The organism is Micromonospora sp. NPDC048040 (assembly GCF_055587185.1).
This window is the reverse complement of sequence record NZ_JBVJGT010000021.1, coordinates 86,479-101,067: the sequence shown is the minus strand read 5'-3', so window position 1 is coordinate 101,067 and position 14,589 is coordinate 86,479. Positions and strand designations below refer to the sequence as shown.

The 14,589-nt window shown below is 73.0% G+C and carries 10 protein-coding genes and 1 rRNA gene; 7 read left to right on the top strand and 4 right to left on the bottom strand.

The genetic code is table 11. The annotated features are described in order from the left end of the window. Positions 1-93 (top strand): 5S ribosomal RNA (gene rrf / locus ACZ6O2_RS20865); the annotation flags it as partial. A 554-nt stretch (positions 94-647) separates the two neighbouring features. Here the strand turns inward: rrf and ACZ6O2_RS20860 are convergent. After that, positions 648-1,322, bottom strand: a complete 675-nt coding sequence (locus tag ACZ6O2_RS20860) for a hypothetical protein (protein ID WP_466023962.1) — start codon at positions 1,320-1,322, stop codon at positions 648-650. A gap of 69 nt (positions 1,323-1,391) precedes the next feature. Here ACZ6O2_RS20860 and ACZ6O2_RS20855 point away from each other — a divergent pair, with 69 nt between their 5' ends. From ACZ6O2_RS20855 to ACZ6O2_RS20845, 3 genes are read left to right on the top strand one after another with little or no spacing between them, the layout of a single operon-like run. Then, entirely contained in the window at positions 1,392-4,010 is a 2,619-nt protein-coding gene (locus ACZ6O2_RS20855; RefSeq protein ID WP_466023961.1) for a valine--tRNA ligase, read from the top strand. Then, positions 4,007-5,341, top strand: coding sequence for a bifunctional folylpolyglutamate synthase/dihydrofolate synthase (locus ACZ6O2_RS20850; RefSeq protein WP_466023960.1), 1,335 nt, complete (start codon positions 4,007-4,009; stop codon positions 5,339-5,341). Before ACZ6O2_RS20855 ends, ACZ6O2_RS20850 begins: the two co-directional genes overlap by 4 nt. Continuing rightward, positions 5,338-5,769 (top strand): DUF4233 domain-containing protein, encoded by a 432-nt coding sequence (locus ACZ6O2_RS20845; protein ID WP_350710886.1) that lies wholly within the window; start codon positions 5,338-5,340, stop codon positions 5,767-5,769. Before ACZ6O2_RS20850 ends, ACZ6O2_RS20845 begins: the two co-directional genes overlap by 4 nt. Positions 5,770-5,808: 39 nt before the next feature. Here the strand turns inward: ACZ6O2_RS20845 and ACZ6O2_RS20840 are convergent, their stop codons facing one another. Beyond that, the gene (locus ACZ6O2_RS20840) at positions 5,809-7,179 is read right to left on the bottom strand and encodes a VOC family protein (protein WP_466023959.1); all 1,371 of its coding nucleotides are present in this window, start codon (positions 7,177-7,179) and stop codon (positions 5,809-5,811) included. A gap of 143 nt (positions 7,180-7,322) precedes the next feature. On the opposite strand from ACZ6O2_RS20840, the gene ndk reads away from it, so the two are divergent. After that, complete coding sequence (gene ndk, locus ACZ6O2_RS20835; protein ID WP_350710882.1) at positions 7,323-7,748, top strand: nucleoside-diphosphate kinase; 426 nt, start codon at positions 7,323-7,325, stop codon at positions 7,746-7,748. Between the two features lie 106 nt (positions 7,749-7,854). Here ndk and sigJ read toward each other — a convergent pair whose 3' ends face one another. Both sigJ and ACZ6O2_RS20825 read right to left on the bottom strand, forming a co-directional pair. Beyond that, entirely contained in the window at positions 7,855-8,733 is an 879-nt protein-coding gene (gene sigJ, locus ACZ6O2_RS20830; protein WP_466023958.1) for an RNA polymerase sigma factor SigJ, read from the bottom strand. Then, on the bottom strand, positions 8,730-9,170 hold the full coding sequence (locus ACZ6O2_RS20825; RefSeq protein ID WP_350710878.1) for a carboxymuconolactone decarboxylase family protein: 441 nt from the start codon (positions 9,168-9,170) through the stop codon (positions 8,730-8,732). Before ACZ6O2_RS20825 ends, sigJ begins: the two co-directional genes overlap by 4 nt. A 209-nt stretch (positions 9,171-9,379) precedes the next feature. Between ACZ6O2_RS20825 and ACZ6O2_RS20820 the strand changes: the two genes are divergently transcribed. Together ACZ6O2_RS20820 and ileS are read left to right on the top strand one after the other, a co-directional pair. Further along, complete coding sequence (locus tag ACZ6O2_RS20820) at positions 9,380-10,936, top strand: alkaline phosphatase D family protein (RefSeq protein ID WP_350710877.1); 1,557 nt, start codon at positions 9,380-9,382, stop codon at positions 10,934-10,936. A gap of 405 nt (positions 10,937-11,341) precedes the next feature. Next, positions 11,342-14,485, top strand: a complete 3,144-nt coding sequence (ileS, locus tag ACZ6O2_RS20815) for an isoleucine--tRNA ligase (protein WP_350710875.1) — start codon at positions 11,342-11,344, stop codon at positions 14,483-14,485. The last annotated feature ends 104 nt before the right edge of the window (positions 14,486-14,589 follow it).

Sequence of the window (14,589 nt, the reverse complement as noted above, 5' to 3'; positions counted from 1 at the left end):
ACGCCCGGTTACATTCCGAACCCGGAAGCTAAGCCCTCCAGCGCCGATGGTACTGCACTCGGGAGGGTGTGGGAGAGTAGGACACCGCCGGACAACCTTTCGTTCAGGGCCACCCCCGTTTGGGGGTGGCCCTGAACGCATTCCCGGGCCTTTGTTCGCCGACCCGGAAAGACGTTCCGGCGGACACGGTGAAGACGCCTGCGGACCGGGAAACGACCCTTCCTGCGGGCATGGGGAAAGGGATGCTTGTCGGGGCCCCAATGTGGGCATGAACGCGGCCACCAGGGCCACCAGGGCCGCCATGGTGACTGGGCACCGCCCCCGCCGAACCGAGCCCGGCCGGGAAGACCCCCGCAAGCACGGGAAAGCGGCCCGTCGCGGACCCGCAACATGGGCGTGAACGCGGGCCGTGAAGGCACGGACGACGGGTGACCTCGACGGGGGTGGGGCCTGCCGTGCCCGGCGTAGGGATCAAGCCTGACCGCCCGGAGCCGGGCACGGCAGGCCCCACCCCACCCACCCGACACCGCAACAGATGCTCAGGCAGCACCCACCCCACCCGGCACCGCAACAAACGAGAACGAGTTCAGGCAGAGGGCCACCCGACCACCCCAGCCCCCACAACCGGACACGGAGGCGGGGCGGCGTCACTTGCGGGTCTGTATCTCCTCGCGCATCTCGCGGAACAGCCCGCCGGCGTCATCGACGGAGCGGCCGGGGAACATCGCCATCACGACGCTGCCGTGGTCGGCCCACCCGCAGACGGCGAAGTCGCCGCCGTCGCCGCTGGTGGTGCCGCACTTCATCACGCCGCCCAGACGGCCTGCGGGCACCTCCCGCAGCCCCGTCACCTTGCCGGTCTCGTCAGTCAGCAGGCCGAACAGACTGTCCAGGTCCCGCTCCGGCTGCCAGAGCAGCGTCGTGCCGCCGAAGACGAGCACCGAGCGCTTGTCGTCTGCCGGGTCCCGGTAGACGGTGCCGAAGCTGCCGTCCAGGTCGATGTCGGCGGCGAAGCCGCTGCGCAGGTAGTCCGACGTGCTGCGGGCCCGTTCGCTGTCGTCCCGGACCAGTCCCGCCACCCGGTCCGGGGTGGTCAGGTCCGCGTCCTTCTGCTGGACCACCCGCCACCCGGCCGTACCCAGGGTGGCGGCGCCCGCGAGCCCGACCAGCGCCGCCACGGCCCAGGCCACCCGCCGGCGCCGCGACCGGCGCCCGGTGGCGTGCTCCGGGTCCCGGTTGCTGAGCTGGATGGGCTCGTCGGTCAGGTCGATCGGCTCGGAGCCGTCGTTGACCGTCCGCTCGGTGAGATGTGCGTCGGACATAGCCGACACCGTACGCGAACGGCAGGTGGCGCACGTCGGGTCCGGAGAAGCCCTCCGTAGACTTTCAGGGTGACCGAGAGACTGGATGCCCGACGCCCCGACGCCCCGACCCTGCCCGGCCAGTACCAGCCGGGCGAGGTAGAGCAGCGACGGTACGAGCACTGGGTAGCCGCCGGCCACTTCCGGGCGTCGGCGGAGAGCGACAAGCCCCCCTTCACCATCGTCATCCCGCCGCCGAACGTCACCGGCTCCCTGCACATGGGCCACGCCCTCGACCACACGGTGCAGGACGCGCTGGTGCGGCGTAAGCGGATGCAGGGCTACGAGGCGCTCTGGCTGCCGGGCATGGACCACGCCGGCATCGCCACGCAGAACGTGGTGGAGCGGCGGCTCGCCGGCCAGGGCCTGTCCCGGCACGACCTGGGGCGGGAGCAGTTCGTCGAGCGGGTCTGGCAGTGGAAGGCCGAGTCCGGCGGCGCCATCCTGGGGCAGATGCGCCGTCTCGGCGACTCCGTCGACTGGGACCGCGAGCGCTTCACGATGGACGAGGGGCTGTCGCGCGCCGTACAGACGATCTTCAAGAAGCTGTACGACGACGGCCTGATCTACCGGGCCAACCGGATCATCAACTGGTGCCCCCGGTGCCTGACCGCCCTGTCGGACATCGAGGTGGAGCACACCGACGACGACGGCGAGCTGGTCTCGATCCGCTACAGCGACGAGGTGGTCGTCGCCACCACCCGGGCGGAGACGATGCTCGGCGACACGGCGGTGGCGGTGCACCCGGACGACGAGCGCTACCAGCACCTGATCGGCACCGAGGTCGAGCTGCCGCTGACCGGGCGGCGCATCCCGATCGTGGCCGACGCGCACGTCGACCCGTCCTTCGGCACCGGCATGGTGAAGGTGACCCCGGCGCACGACCCGAACGACTTCGAGATCGGCCAGCGCCACGACCTGCCCGCGCTCACCGTGATGGACGAGCGCGGCGTGATCACCGTGCCGGGGCCGTTCGAGGGCCTGGACCGCTTCGAGGCGCGCCCCGCGATCGTCGCGGCGCTGCGCGAGCAGGGCCGGATCGTCTCGGAGAAGCGCCCGTACGTGCACGCGGTGGGCCACTGCTCGCGCTGCCGTACGACGGTCGAGCCGCGGCTGTCGCTGCAGTGGTTCGTGAACACCTCGCCGCTGGCCAAGGCCGCCGGGGACGCCGTGCGCGACGGGCGGGTGCGGATCGAGCCGGCCGAGCTGGCCAAGCGGTACTTCGCCTGGGTCGACAACATGCACGACTGGTGCATCTCCCGGCAGCTGTGGTGGGGTCACCGCATCCCCGTCTGGTACGGCCCGGACGGCGAGGTCGTCTGCGTCGGCCCGGACGAGCAGCCGCCCGCCGGGGAGGGCTGGCGTCAGGACGAGGACGTCCTGGACACCTGGTTCTCCAGCGCCCTCTGGCCGTTCTCCACGCTCGGCTGGCCCGAGCAGACGCCTGACCTGGCGAAGTTCTATCCGACGAGCGTCCTGGTCACCGGCTACGACATCCTCTTCTTCTGGGTCGCCCGGATGATGATGTTCGGCCTGTACGCGATGGACGGCCGGCAGCCGTTCGACGTGGTGGCCCTGCACGGCATGGTCCGCGACCAGTTCGGCAAGAAGATGTCGAAGTCGTTCGGCAACGTGGTCGATCCGCTGGACTGGATCGACCGTTTCGGCGCCGACGCCACCCGGTTCACCCTGGCCCGGGGCGGCAACCCCGGGCAGGACGTGCCGGTGAGCGAGGAGTGGTGCCAGGGCTCCCGCAACTTCTGCAACAAGCTCTGGAACGCCACCCGCTTCGCGCTGATGAACGGCGCGCACACCGACGGTCCGCTGCCGGCCGCCGAGCAGCTGTCGACCGTCGACCGGTGGATCCTGTCCCGGCTGGCGCACGTCACCGCCGAGGTGGACGAGCAGTTCGAGGCGTACGAGTTCGCGAAGGTGTGCGACCTGCTGTACCACTTCGCCTGGGACGACGTCTGCGACTGGTACGTGGAGCTGACCAAGCCGGTGCTCGCCGAGGGGGACACGGCCGCCGAGGCCACCCGCCGGGTGCTCGGGCACGTGCTGGACCAGCTGCTGCGGCTGCTGCACCCGATCATCCCGTTCGTCACCGAGGAACTGTGGATCGCGCTCACGGGGGGCGAGACGGTGATGACGGCCGCCTGGCCGGCGGCCGACCGTACCCTCGTCGACGACGCCGCGGAGGCCGAGGTCGGCACCGTCCAGCGGGTGGTGACCGAGATCCGGCGGTTCCGCTCGGACCAGGGGCTGCGCCCGACGCAGCGGGTCGCCGCCCGGCTCGACGGCCTGGCCGCCGCGGGCATCGTCGCGCACGAGCCGCTCATCCGGTCGCTGGTGCGGTTGGACCCGGCCGGCGACGGCTTCCAGGCCAGCGCGACCCTCGCCATGCCCGGCGAGGTGAGCGTGGCCCTGGACACCCGGGGGTCGATCGACGTGGCCGCCGAGCGGGCCCGGCTCACCAAGGACCGGGCGGCCGCCGAGAAGGAGGCCGCGCAGGCCCGGGCCAAGCTCGACAACCCCGCGTTCGTCGGCAAGGCGCCGGAACCGGTGGTCGCCAAGATCCGCGACCGCCTCGCCGTCGCCGAGGCCGACCTGGTCCGCATCGACGCCGCTCTGGAGGCGCTGTCCTCGTGACCGACCGCACCGATTTCGCCGCCGTCGAGGCCGAGCTGGCGGGCCGCGGGTTCACCCGCATGGCCTTCGAGCTGGACAAGATCGAGTCGCTGCTGGACCTGCTCGGCAGCCCGCAGCGGGCGTACCCGTCGATCCACCTGACCGGCACCAACGGCAAGACCTCGACGGCCCGGATGATCGACTCGCTGTTGCGGGCGTTCGGGCTGCACACCGGCCGCTACACCAGCCCGCACCTGGAGACCGTCCGGGAGCGGATCAGCCTGGACGGCGAGCCGGTGGGCGAGGAGCGGTTCACCGCCACGTACCGGGAGGTCGAGCCGCTGGCCCGGCTGGTGGACGAGCGCTCGGCGGAGCCGCTGACGTACTTCGACATGACCACCGCGCTGGCGTTCGCGACGTTCGCCGACGCCCCGGTTGACGTGGCGGTGGTCGAGGTGGGCCTGGGCGGCGCCGAGGACGCGACCAACGTGATCCAGGCCGGGGTGTGCGTGCTCACCCCGATCGGGCTGGACCACACCGAGTGGCTGGGCGACACCATCCAGGACATCGCGCTGGCCAAGGCTGGCATCATCCACTCCGGCGCGACGGTCATCTCCGCCGCGCAGGAGGAGGAGGCGGCCCGGCCCGTCCTGGAACGCTGCGCCGAGGTCGGCGCGACCATCGCCCGGGAGGGCTCCGAGTTCGGGGTGCTCCGGCGGGCGGTCGCCGTCGGCGGGCAGGTGCTCACCCTGCAGGGCCTCGGCGGCGTCTACGAGGAGGTCTTCATCCCGCTGCACGGCGCCCACCAGGCGCAGAACGCGGCGGTGGCGTTGGCGGCGGTGGAGGCGTTCCTCGGCGCCGGCGCGAAGCGGCAGCTCGACGTCGAGACCGTCCGGGAGGGGTTCGCCACGGCCACCTCGCCCGGCCGCCTGGAGCGGGTACGTAGCGCGCCGACCATCCTGCTCGACGGCGCGCACAACCCGCACGGCATGGCCGCCACGGTGACCGCGTTGCAGGAGGAGTTCGCGTTCAGCAAGCTGGTGGCGGTCGTCGGCGTCCTCGGCGACAAGGACGCGGCCAGCCTGCTGGAACTGCTGGAGCCGGTGGTCGACCAGGTCGTGGTGACCCGGAACAGCTCGCCCCGGGCGATGCCGGCCCGGGAACTCGCCGCGCTGGCCGCCGAGGTCTTCGGCCCCGACCGGGTCGAGGTCGCCGAGGAGATGCCGGACGCGATCGAGACGGCGGTGGCGATGGCCGAGGAGGACGTACCGGGGGAGCTGAGCGGGGTCGGGGTGTTGGTCACCGGATCGGTGGTGACCGTGGCCGACGCCCGCCGGCTGCTGAAGCGATGACCGGCCCGGTGCGGGGCACCGCGGGCGACGACCGCCCGGAGGGCACGGCTGCCGGGGGCGACCCGGGCCGTCCGCCGGCGGGTGGGCCGCGACGGTCCGGGCTGCGGAACCCGGAGCGAGCGGTGCGCGGGCTGGGGGCCGGCACGCTGATCCTGGAGGCGCTGGTGCTGGTCCTGGCCATCCAGCCGATCCGCATGGTCGGCGGCGACCTGGGTGGCGCGGCGATCGGCGCGGTCCTGGCGCTGGCCGTGGCGGCGGTGCTGCTGGCCGGCATGATGCGCCGGCCGTGGGCCTGGCACGCCGGCACCGTCCTGCAGGGACTGCTGATGCTGGCCGGCCTGCTGCACTGGTCGCTGCTCGCGCTGGGCGTCGTCTTCGCCCTGGTCTGGGCCTACGCCCTGCACGTCCGCCGGGTCATCCTCGGCTGACGGGCTGACGGGCCGACGGCCGTCAGCCCGGCAGCGGGGTCAGGCGTCGGCGCGTTCGCGCCACTGGGTGAGGGCGATGCCGTGGCCGTCCGGGTCGCGGAACGCGGCCGCCCACACCTCCAGCTTCGTGCCCCGGTTGACCACGCGGGGGGCGTACGTGAACCGGACGCCGGACCCGCGCAGCCGCTCGTACGCGGAGTCGATGTCGTCCACCTCGAGGTTGACGTGCACCAGGCGGCGGCTGATCGGCGCCGCCTCGGTCACCTCCCGCAGCACCAACCGGGTCGTCCCGGAGGCGAGGACGGCGTTGCCGGAGCCCCGGTCGACCTCGGTGAAGCCCAGGTCCCGGTAGAAGGCCAGGGAACGCGGCAGGTCGGTGACCAGCAGCGTCAGGCCCACCCCGGCGATCGGCGCGCCGAGATCGTCCTCGTCCTCCACGACCCCGGTCTCGTCGTCACCGGTGGTCGCCTCGGGGCCGAAGATCGCCTCGTCCAGCTCCTCCGGGCTGATCCGCTCCTCGCGCGCCCGGTCCCGGGGCGGGATCGGGTCGTCCAGGGGCAGGTCGATCGGGTCGAGCGGCTCCGCCGGCGGCCCGGGCGGGTCGGTGCGCCCGCCGGCCGGGGCCGGCGGGTCGAACCGCTCCTCGGCGGGCGGGCGGGGCGTCGGGGTGGCCCGGCGTGGCAGGGTGCCGGTCGTGGACTGTTCGACGAGGGTGCCCTCCAGCACGACCGGCCCGCCGGGGCGCTGGTGCACCACGACGGGCTCGCGCTCCTCCGGGCGCCGGACGGGCTCCCCGCCGAGCGGATCGCCGAGCGGATCGCCCAGCGGGTCGACCAGCGGCTCGCGGAAGTCGTCCCGGAAGTCGTCGTCCGGCGCACGGTCGGCCCACGGCGGCGCCTCCTGCTGGAGCAGCACGTCGTCCAGCGGGTCCGGGCCCGCGTACTCGGGTGGGAGGTCGGCGGCGACGGTGGCGGCGGATTCGGCGTGGGTGGGCACCTCGTCCCAGAGCACGCGGACGTGCCGCTGGTCGTCCAGGGCCACCCGGATCGGCAGCGTCTGCCCCAGCGACGGCCACTTCGCCACCGGCACCCGCGGCTCGATGATCTTTTTGGAACGGGGCGGCAGGCCCGGCGCGTCGATCACCAGTTGCAGCTCGCAGCGGCCGAAGGCGTACTGGGTGGGTGGCTCGGAGGCGCTGTGCACGTGGCCCACGCCGACCACCCAGGTGCGCCCGCCGCCGCGCACGGTGGCCAGCGCGATGGCCAGCACCAGCAGGGCGACCCCGAGCGCCACGATCGCCCAGCTGGTCATGCCCAGCCCGAAGAGGATCACGAAGGTGGCCACGGTGCCGAGCACCGCGGCGATCAGCTTGCGTACCGGCGCGATGGGCCGGTTCCCGCCATTCGCCACTGTGGACCTCCCGGGGGTCAAGGGCCAGGCTAGGCCGGATCGGCCGCCGGGGGAAAGACCGGCCGCCGCGCCGGCGCCGGGACCGGGTCGCTAGGCTGACCGTACCCAGCCCGACCGCCTTTCGCGCACAGGAGGAATCCAGCGTGTCCAGCAGCAGCCCCGATGAGCGCACCCTCGTACTGATCAAGCCCGACGCGGTCCGCCGCGGGCTGGTCGGCGAGGTGATCTCCCGCTTCGAGCGCAAGGGGTTGCGGATCGACGCGCTGGTGTCCCGGACCATGGACGCCGCGCTGGCCGACGAGCACTACGCCGAGCACGTGGACAAGCCGTTCTACCCGCCGCTGAAGGACTTCATGACCGGCGGCCCGCTGGTGGCGCTGGTGCTCTCCGGCGACCAGGTCATCGACGTGGTGCGGGGGCTGGTCGGGTCGACCGACGGGCGCAAGGCGGCGGCCGGCACGATCCGCGGCGACCTCTCGCTGTCCAACCGCGAGAACCTGGTGCACGCCTCCGACTCGCCGGACAGCGCGAAGCGCGAGATCGCGCTCTGGTTCCCCGAGCTGGGCTGACGGCCGACCGACGCCGCGAGCAGCGGTCGTGCCGGACCCGGCACGACCGTCCGCTCAGGGCGTCCGCCGCGACGCGTCCAGGCCGTCGACCGGCACGACCGTCCGGTCAGGCCGTCCACGGCAGCTTGTCCGGGTTGCCGACCACGTAGAACCCGGTGATCCGGCCGCCGGCCGCGCCCAGGGTCAGCGCGTACCTGCCGCCGTCGGGGCGGATGATCAGGGCGGCCGGCTGGCCGTTGAGTTCCAGCCGGCGCGCGGTGAAGTGTCGGCCCGGGCCGTACAGGCCGACGAAGAAGCGGGCGACCCGGTCCGCGCCGGTGACGGGGTTGCGCGCCGCCTTGACCCGGCCGCCGCCGTCGGTCCAGGCGATGGCGTCCCTCGCCACCAGCCCGGTCAGCGCGGCCAGGTCACCGTCGCGGGCGGCGGCGAGGAAGGCGTCCAGCAGCCGTTCCTGCTCGGCCCGGCCGGCGGTGAACCGCCGCCGGTCCTGCCCGATCCGGGCCACCGCCCGGTGGTGCAGCTGCCGGCAGTCCGCCACCGACCGGTCCAGGATCTCCGCGATCTCGGCGTACGGCAGGTCGAAGGCGGTGTGCAGCACGTAGACCGCGCGCTCCGGCGGGGTGAGGCGTTCCAGCAGGTGCAGCAGGGCGGTGGAGATCGAGTCGCGCAGCTCGACGGAGTCCAGCGGCCCGAACGGTGACGGCGCGGTCGGCACCGGCTCGGGCAGCCACGGCCCGACGTACGTCTCCCGGGCGGCCCGCCGGGCGCGCAGCCGGTCCAGCGCCAGGTGGGTGACCACCCGGGACAGGTAGCGGCGCGGCTCGGCGACCGCCGCCCGGTCCGCCCCCAGCCAGCGCAGGTACGCCTCCTGGAGCACGTCCTCCGCGTCGTGCCGGCTGCCGAGCAGGCGGTACGCCAGGGCGAGCAGCATCGGCCGGTGCGCCTCGAGCGCACCGGCCGCCTGCGTCGCGTCGGTGACCGTCACACGTCCGTCGGGAGTTCGTTCCGGCAGGTCACGGCGATACGGTTCCACACGTTGATTGTCGCGATGGCCATCAGCAGGTCGACCAGCTCCTTCTCGGGCCACACCTTCGCCGCCGCGTCCCAGACCTCGTCGGGCACCCCGTGCTCGCCGAGGCGGGTCACCGCGTCGGTGAGCGCCAGCGCGGTCCGCTCCCGCTCGTCGAAGAAGGGCGCCTCGCGCCAGGTGGAGACCGCGAAGAGCCGCCGGCTCGACTCGCCCTCGGCGAGCGCGTCCCGGCTGTGCATGTCGACGCAGAACGCGCAGCCGTTCAGCATCGACGCCCGCATCTTCACGAGGTGGAGCACGGTGTGGTCGACGTTGGCCCGGACGTACTTCTCCAGCCCCAGCACCGCGTGGTACGCCTCCGGCGCCACCTTGGCCGCGTTGATCCGCTGCATGACAACCTCCCTGATCCGTGGTGGTGACACCGACACGACGACACGACGGGGGTTCGGCGTGACGGTCCGGGCCTGTGACGCCGGTCATGCCGGCCGGACCACCGACCACCCCGGACCACCGGAGTTCCGGCCCCGGTCACCCGGCACGCCGCCGCCGGTCATCTCCGCCCGGTAGACCCACGGGGGCAGTCCCCGATCCGGGAGGAACGATGACCGAACTTGACCGACGTACGTTGCTGCGCGCCGGCCTGATCGCAGGTGCCGGTGTCGCCGGCGGCGCCCTGCTCGGCGCGCCCGCCGCGCCCGCCGCACCGGCCTGGCGGCCGACCGGCCGACCGGTGCTCACCCACGGCGTGCAGAGCGGTGACGTGACCGCGGACTCCGCGTTGGTGTGGACCCGTGCCGACCGCCCCGGTCGGATGCTGGTGGAGGTGAGCCGCCGGCCGGACTTCCGCGGTGCCCGGCGGGTACGCGGACCGGTGCTCGACCCGACCGGCGACTTCACCGGCAAGGTGCGGCTGCGCGGGTTGCCCGGTGGCGAGCGGCTGCACTACCGGGTCCGGGTGGAGAGCCTGGACCGGCCGGGACTGGCCAGCGAACCGCTGACCGGCACGCTGACCACCGCCCCGGGTCGGCACGACCGCGGGGACGTCCGGTTCGTCTGGACCGGTGACATCGCCGGGCAGGGCTGGGGCATCGCCCCGGACCTCGGCGGCATGTCGATCTTCCGGGCCATGCGGGCCACCCGGCCCGACTTCTTCCTGTGCAGCGGCGACACCGTCTACGCCGACGGCCCGCTCGCCGAGACGGTGACCCTGCCCGACGGGCGGGTCTGGCGCAACCTGGTCACCCCGGAGAAGAGCAAGGTCGCCGAGACGCTGGCCGAGTACCGGGGGCAGTTCGCGTACAACCTGCTCGACGAGCACCTGCGCGCGTTCGTCGCGGAGGTGCCGCAGATCAACCAGTGGGACGACCACGAGGTGACCAACAACTGGTACCCGGGGGAGATCCTGACCGACGCGCGGTACACCGAGCGCCGCGTCGACGTGCTCGCCGCCCGGGCCCGGCAGGCGTTCGACGAGTGGCTGCCGGCGCCGGTCGACGGGCCGCGGTACCGGCGGCTGTCGTACGGGTCGCGGCTGGACGTCTTCGTGCTGGACATGCGGACCTGGAAGGACCCCAACGACGGCAACACCTACGCCGACCCGGCGCGTGGCCTGCTCGGCCGGGAACAGCGGGAGTGGTTGATCCGGGAACTGACCCGGTCCCGGGCCACCTGGAAGGTGATCGCCGCCGACCTGCCGATCGGGCTGGTGGTGCCGGACGGGGCCGCCGCCCAGGAGGGCGTCGCGCAGGGCGACCCGGGCGCGCCGGCCGGGCGGGAGCTGGAGTTCGCGCAGGTGCTCGGCGCGGCGCACCGGGCCGGGGTGACCGGGATCGTCTTCCTCACCGCCGACGTGCACTACACCGCCGCGCACCACTACGACCCGGCCCGGGCGTCGGTCGCCGAGTTCACCCCGTTCTGGGAGTTCGTCTCGGGGCCGGCGCACGCCGGCGCGTTCGGCCCGAACGCCCTGGACGGCACGTTCGGGCCGAAGGCGGTCTTCGTCAACGCTCCGCCGCGGGCCAACACCTCCCCGGCCGAGGGCTTCCAGCACTTCGGTGAGGTCGCCGTCGACGGCGCGTCCGGTGCCTTCACCGTCCACCTGCGCGACCGCGACGGGGTCTCCCTCTGGACGACCACCCTGCCCGCCCCGACCCGCTGACCTCGCCGTCCGTCCGTCGACCATGAGGCTGTCGCCACCACCCGCCGGGGGCACCGTGACAGCCGCATGGTCGCCGCGGGTGGGATCAGCGGGTGTCGAGCAGGGCCCGGCGGCGAGCGGCCGCCGTTACTCGGCGGCGATCCCGGCGGGCGGTCGGGTAACCTTGACGGCCGTAAGGCGATGACCCGGCCATCACCGGCGAGCCTCCGGAAGAACAGCCGGGTGACCGGCCCAGTAGAACCGGACGGGTCCGGCCCGTCACAGCCGGCCAACGAGCGGGCGGTCGATCCTGACCGCCAAGCGGGGTGGTACCGCGGGCCACCCGGGGCGCCGGCACGGCGTACCGGATCGGCTCGTCCTCGCAGACCCACACGACCGTGAGCTGCGCGAGGAGAGCGACCCCCGATGGCCTATCCGTTGCACGACCCGACCGCCGCCGTCCCGGCGAGCCCGGACCTGCCCGCGGTCGAACGCCGGGTCCTGGAGCACTGGACGGCCGACAAGACCTTCGAGGCCAGCGTCGAGGCCCGTCCCGCCGGCACGGACGGGAAGAACGAGTACGTCTTCTACGACGGCCCGCCGTTCGCCAACGGCCTGCCGCACTACGGCCACCTCTTCACCGGCTACGTCAAGGACGTGGTGCCGCGCTACCAGACCATGCGCGGACGCCGGGTGGAGCGGCGCTTCGGCTGGGACTGCCACGGCCTGCCCGCCGAGGTGGTCGCCGAGAAGCAGCTCGGCATCACCAGCAAGGCGGAGATCCTCGACCTGGGCGTGGCCCGGTTCAACGAGGCGTGCCGCACCTCGGTGCTGGAGTTCACCCAGGACTGGGAGCGCTACGTCACCCGGCAGGCCCGCTGGGTCGACTTCGCCAACGACTACAAGACCCTCGACCTGGACTACATGGAAAGCGTCATGTGGGCCTTCAAGACCCTGCACGACAAGGGTCTGGTCTACGAGGGCTTCCGGGTGCTGGCGTACTGCTGGCGCTGCGAGACGCCGCTGTCGAACACCGAGACCCGGATGGACGACGTCTACCGGGACCGGCACGACCCGACGCTGTCGGTGTGGTTCGAGCTGACCCCCGACGAGAGCGCGCCGGAGCTGGTGCGCGGGCCGGTGCGGCTCGGCGTCTGGACCACCACGCCGTGGACCCTGCCGTCCAACCTCGCGCTCGCCGTCGGCCCCGACATCGAGTACGCGGTGCTGGAGCGCGACGGCGCGCGGTACGTCGTCGGGGCGGCCCGGCTGGCCGCGTACGCCAAGGAGCTGGAGGGGTACGAGCAGGTCGGCACCGTCTCCGGCCGCGACCTCGTCGGCCGCCGCTACACCCCGCTGTTCGACTTCCTCGTCGAGCAGGCGGGCCCGAACGCCTACCAGGTGCTCGGCGCGGAGTTCGTCACCACCGAGGACGGCACCGGGATCGTGCACCTGGCCCCGGCCTTCGGCGAGGACGACCAGAACACCTGCAACGCCGCCGGCATCCCGACCATCGTCACGGTGGACGACCACACCCGGTTCACCGCGCTGGTCCCGCCGTACCAGGGCGAGCAGGTCTTCGACGTCAACAAGCCGGTGATCCGGGAGCTGAAGGAGCGGGGGGTGGTGCTCAAGCAGGACACCTACACCCACTCCTACCCGCACTGCTGGCGCTGCGACACCCCGCTGGTCTACAAGGCGGTGTCGTCGTGGTTCGTCGCGGTGACGCAGTTCAAGGACCGGATGGTCGAGCTGAACCAGCAGATCAACTGGACCCCGGGGCACATCAAGGACGGCTCGTTCGGCAAGTGGCTGGCCAACGCCCGCGACTGGTCGATCAGCCGGAACCGGTTCTGGGGTTCGCCGATCCCGGTGTGGAAGTCCGACGACCCGAACTACCCGCGGCTGGACGTCTACGGCTCGCTGGAGGAGATCGAGCGGGACTTCGGCGTACGCCTGACCGACCTGCACCGGCCGGCGGTGGACGAGCTGGTCCGCCCCAACCCGGACGACCCGACGGGGAAGTCGATGATGCGCCGGGTGCCGGAGGTGCTGGACTGCTGGTTCGAGTCCGGCTCGATGCCGTTCGCCCAGGTGCACTACCCGTTCGAGAACCGCGACTGGTTCGAGCACCACTACCCGGGCGACTTCATCGTCGAGTACATCGGGCAGACCCGCGGCTGGTTCTACACCATGCACGTGCTGGCCACCGCGCTGTTCGACCGGCCGGCGTTCCGCAACTGCCTCAGCCACGGCATCCTGCTCGGCTCCGACGGGCGCAAGATGTCCAAGAGCCTGCGCAACTACCCGGACGTCTACCACGTGTTCGACTCGTACGGCTCGGACGCGATGCGCTGGATGCTGATGTCCTCGCCGGTGCTGCGCGGCGGTGACATGGCGGTCACCGAGTCGGGCATCCGGGACGCCGTCCGGCAGGTGCTGCTGCCGCTGTGGAACGTCTGGTACTTCTTCTCGCTCTACGCCAACGCGGACGGCCACACCGCGAAGCGGCGGGTGGACTCCACCCACCTGCTCGACCGGTACGTGCTGGCGAAGACGAACGAGCTGGTGTCGACCGTCGGCGCGCAGATGGACGCGTACGACATCTCCGGCGCCTGCGCCACCGTGCGGTCCTACCTGGACGCGCTGACCAACTGGTACGTCCGGCGCTCCCGGGACCGGTTCTGGTCCGGCGACGCGGACGCGTTCGACACGCTCTGGACGGTGCTGGAGACGCTGTGCCGGGTGGTGGCGCCGCTGGCGCCGCTGACCGCGGAGGAGATCTGGCGCGGCCTGACCGGTGAGCGGTCGGTGCACCTGACCGACTGGCCGGACGCGGCGCAGTTCCCGGCCGACCACGAGCTGGTCGCCGCGATGGACGCCACCCGGGCGGTCGCCTCGGCGGCGCTGTCGCTGCGCAAGGCCAAGGGGCTGCGGGTGCGGCTGCCGCTGTCGAAGCTGACCGTCGCCTCCCCGGCGGCGGAGCAGCTGCGGCCCTTCGCCGACCTGGTCGCCGACGAGGTCAACGTGAAGGCGGTGGAGTTCACCGGCGAGGTGTCCGCGTACTGCCAGCAGGTGCTGACGGTGGTGCCGCGCGCGCTCGGCCCCCGGGTCGGCAAGCAGGTCCAGCAGGTCATCAAGGCGGTCAAGGCGGGCGAGTGGGAGCTGGTCGACGGCGCCCCGGTGGCCGCAGGCATCACCCTCGCCGAGGGCGAGTACGAGCTGCGCCTGGTCGCCGCCGACGCCGAGCACTCCGCGCCGCTGCCCGGCGGCGAGGGCGTGGTCGTGCTGGACACGGAGGTCACCCCCGAGTTGGCCGCCGAGGGGCTGGCGCGGGACGTCGTCCGGGTGGTGCAGCAGGCCCGCCGGGACGCCGACCTGGACGTCTCCGACCGGATCGCGCTGCTGCTGTCGGCCTCCGAGGAGGTGCGCGCGGCGGTGGCCGGGTACACCGACTTCGTCGCCCGGGAGGTGCTGGCCGACTCCGTCGACTTCGCCGACGGGGTGGCGGGCTTCACCGGCGAGGTCGGCGAGGGCGACCGGGTGACGGTCGCCGTCCGGCGGGTATGAGGCACTAAGACGGTGGCGGTCCGGCGTGCTCCGCCGGGCCGCCACCACCGGCCCCGCCCGCGCCCGACAGGCCCGCTCACCAGCCGGTCGGCCCGCCACCCCCG

What these genes read in the sequence shown, in the direction of transcription:
- ACZ6O2_RS20860 (WP_466023962.1), bottom strand. Translation starts at nt 1,322, where the DNA reads ATGTCCGACGCACATCTCACCGAGCGGACGGTCAACGACGGCTCCGAG.
- ACZ6O2_RS20845 (WP_350710886.1), top strand. Translation starts at nt 5,338, where the DNA reads ATGACCGGCCCGGTGCGGGGCACCGCGGGCGACGACCGCCCGGAGGGC.
- ACZ6O2_RS20825 (WP_350710878.1), bottom strand. Translation starts at nt 9,170, where the DNA reads ATGCAGCGGATCAACGCGGCCAAGGTGGCGCCGGAGGCGTACCACGCG.
- ACZ6O2_RS20820 (WP_350710877.1), top strand. Translation starts at nt 9,380, where the DNA reads ATGACCGAACTTGACCGACGTACGTTGCTGCGCGCCGGCCTGATCGCA.
- ileS (WP_350710875.1), top strand. Translation starts at nt 11,342, where the DNA reads ATGGCCTATCCGTTGCACGACCCGACCGCCGCCGTCCCGGCGAGCCCG.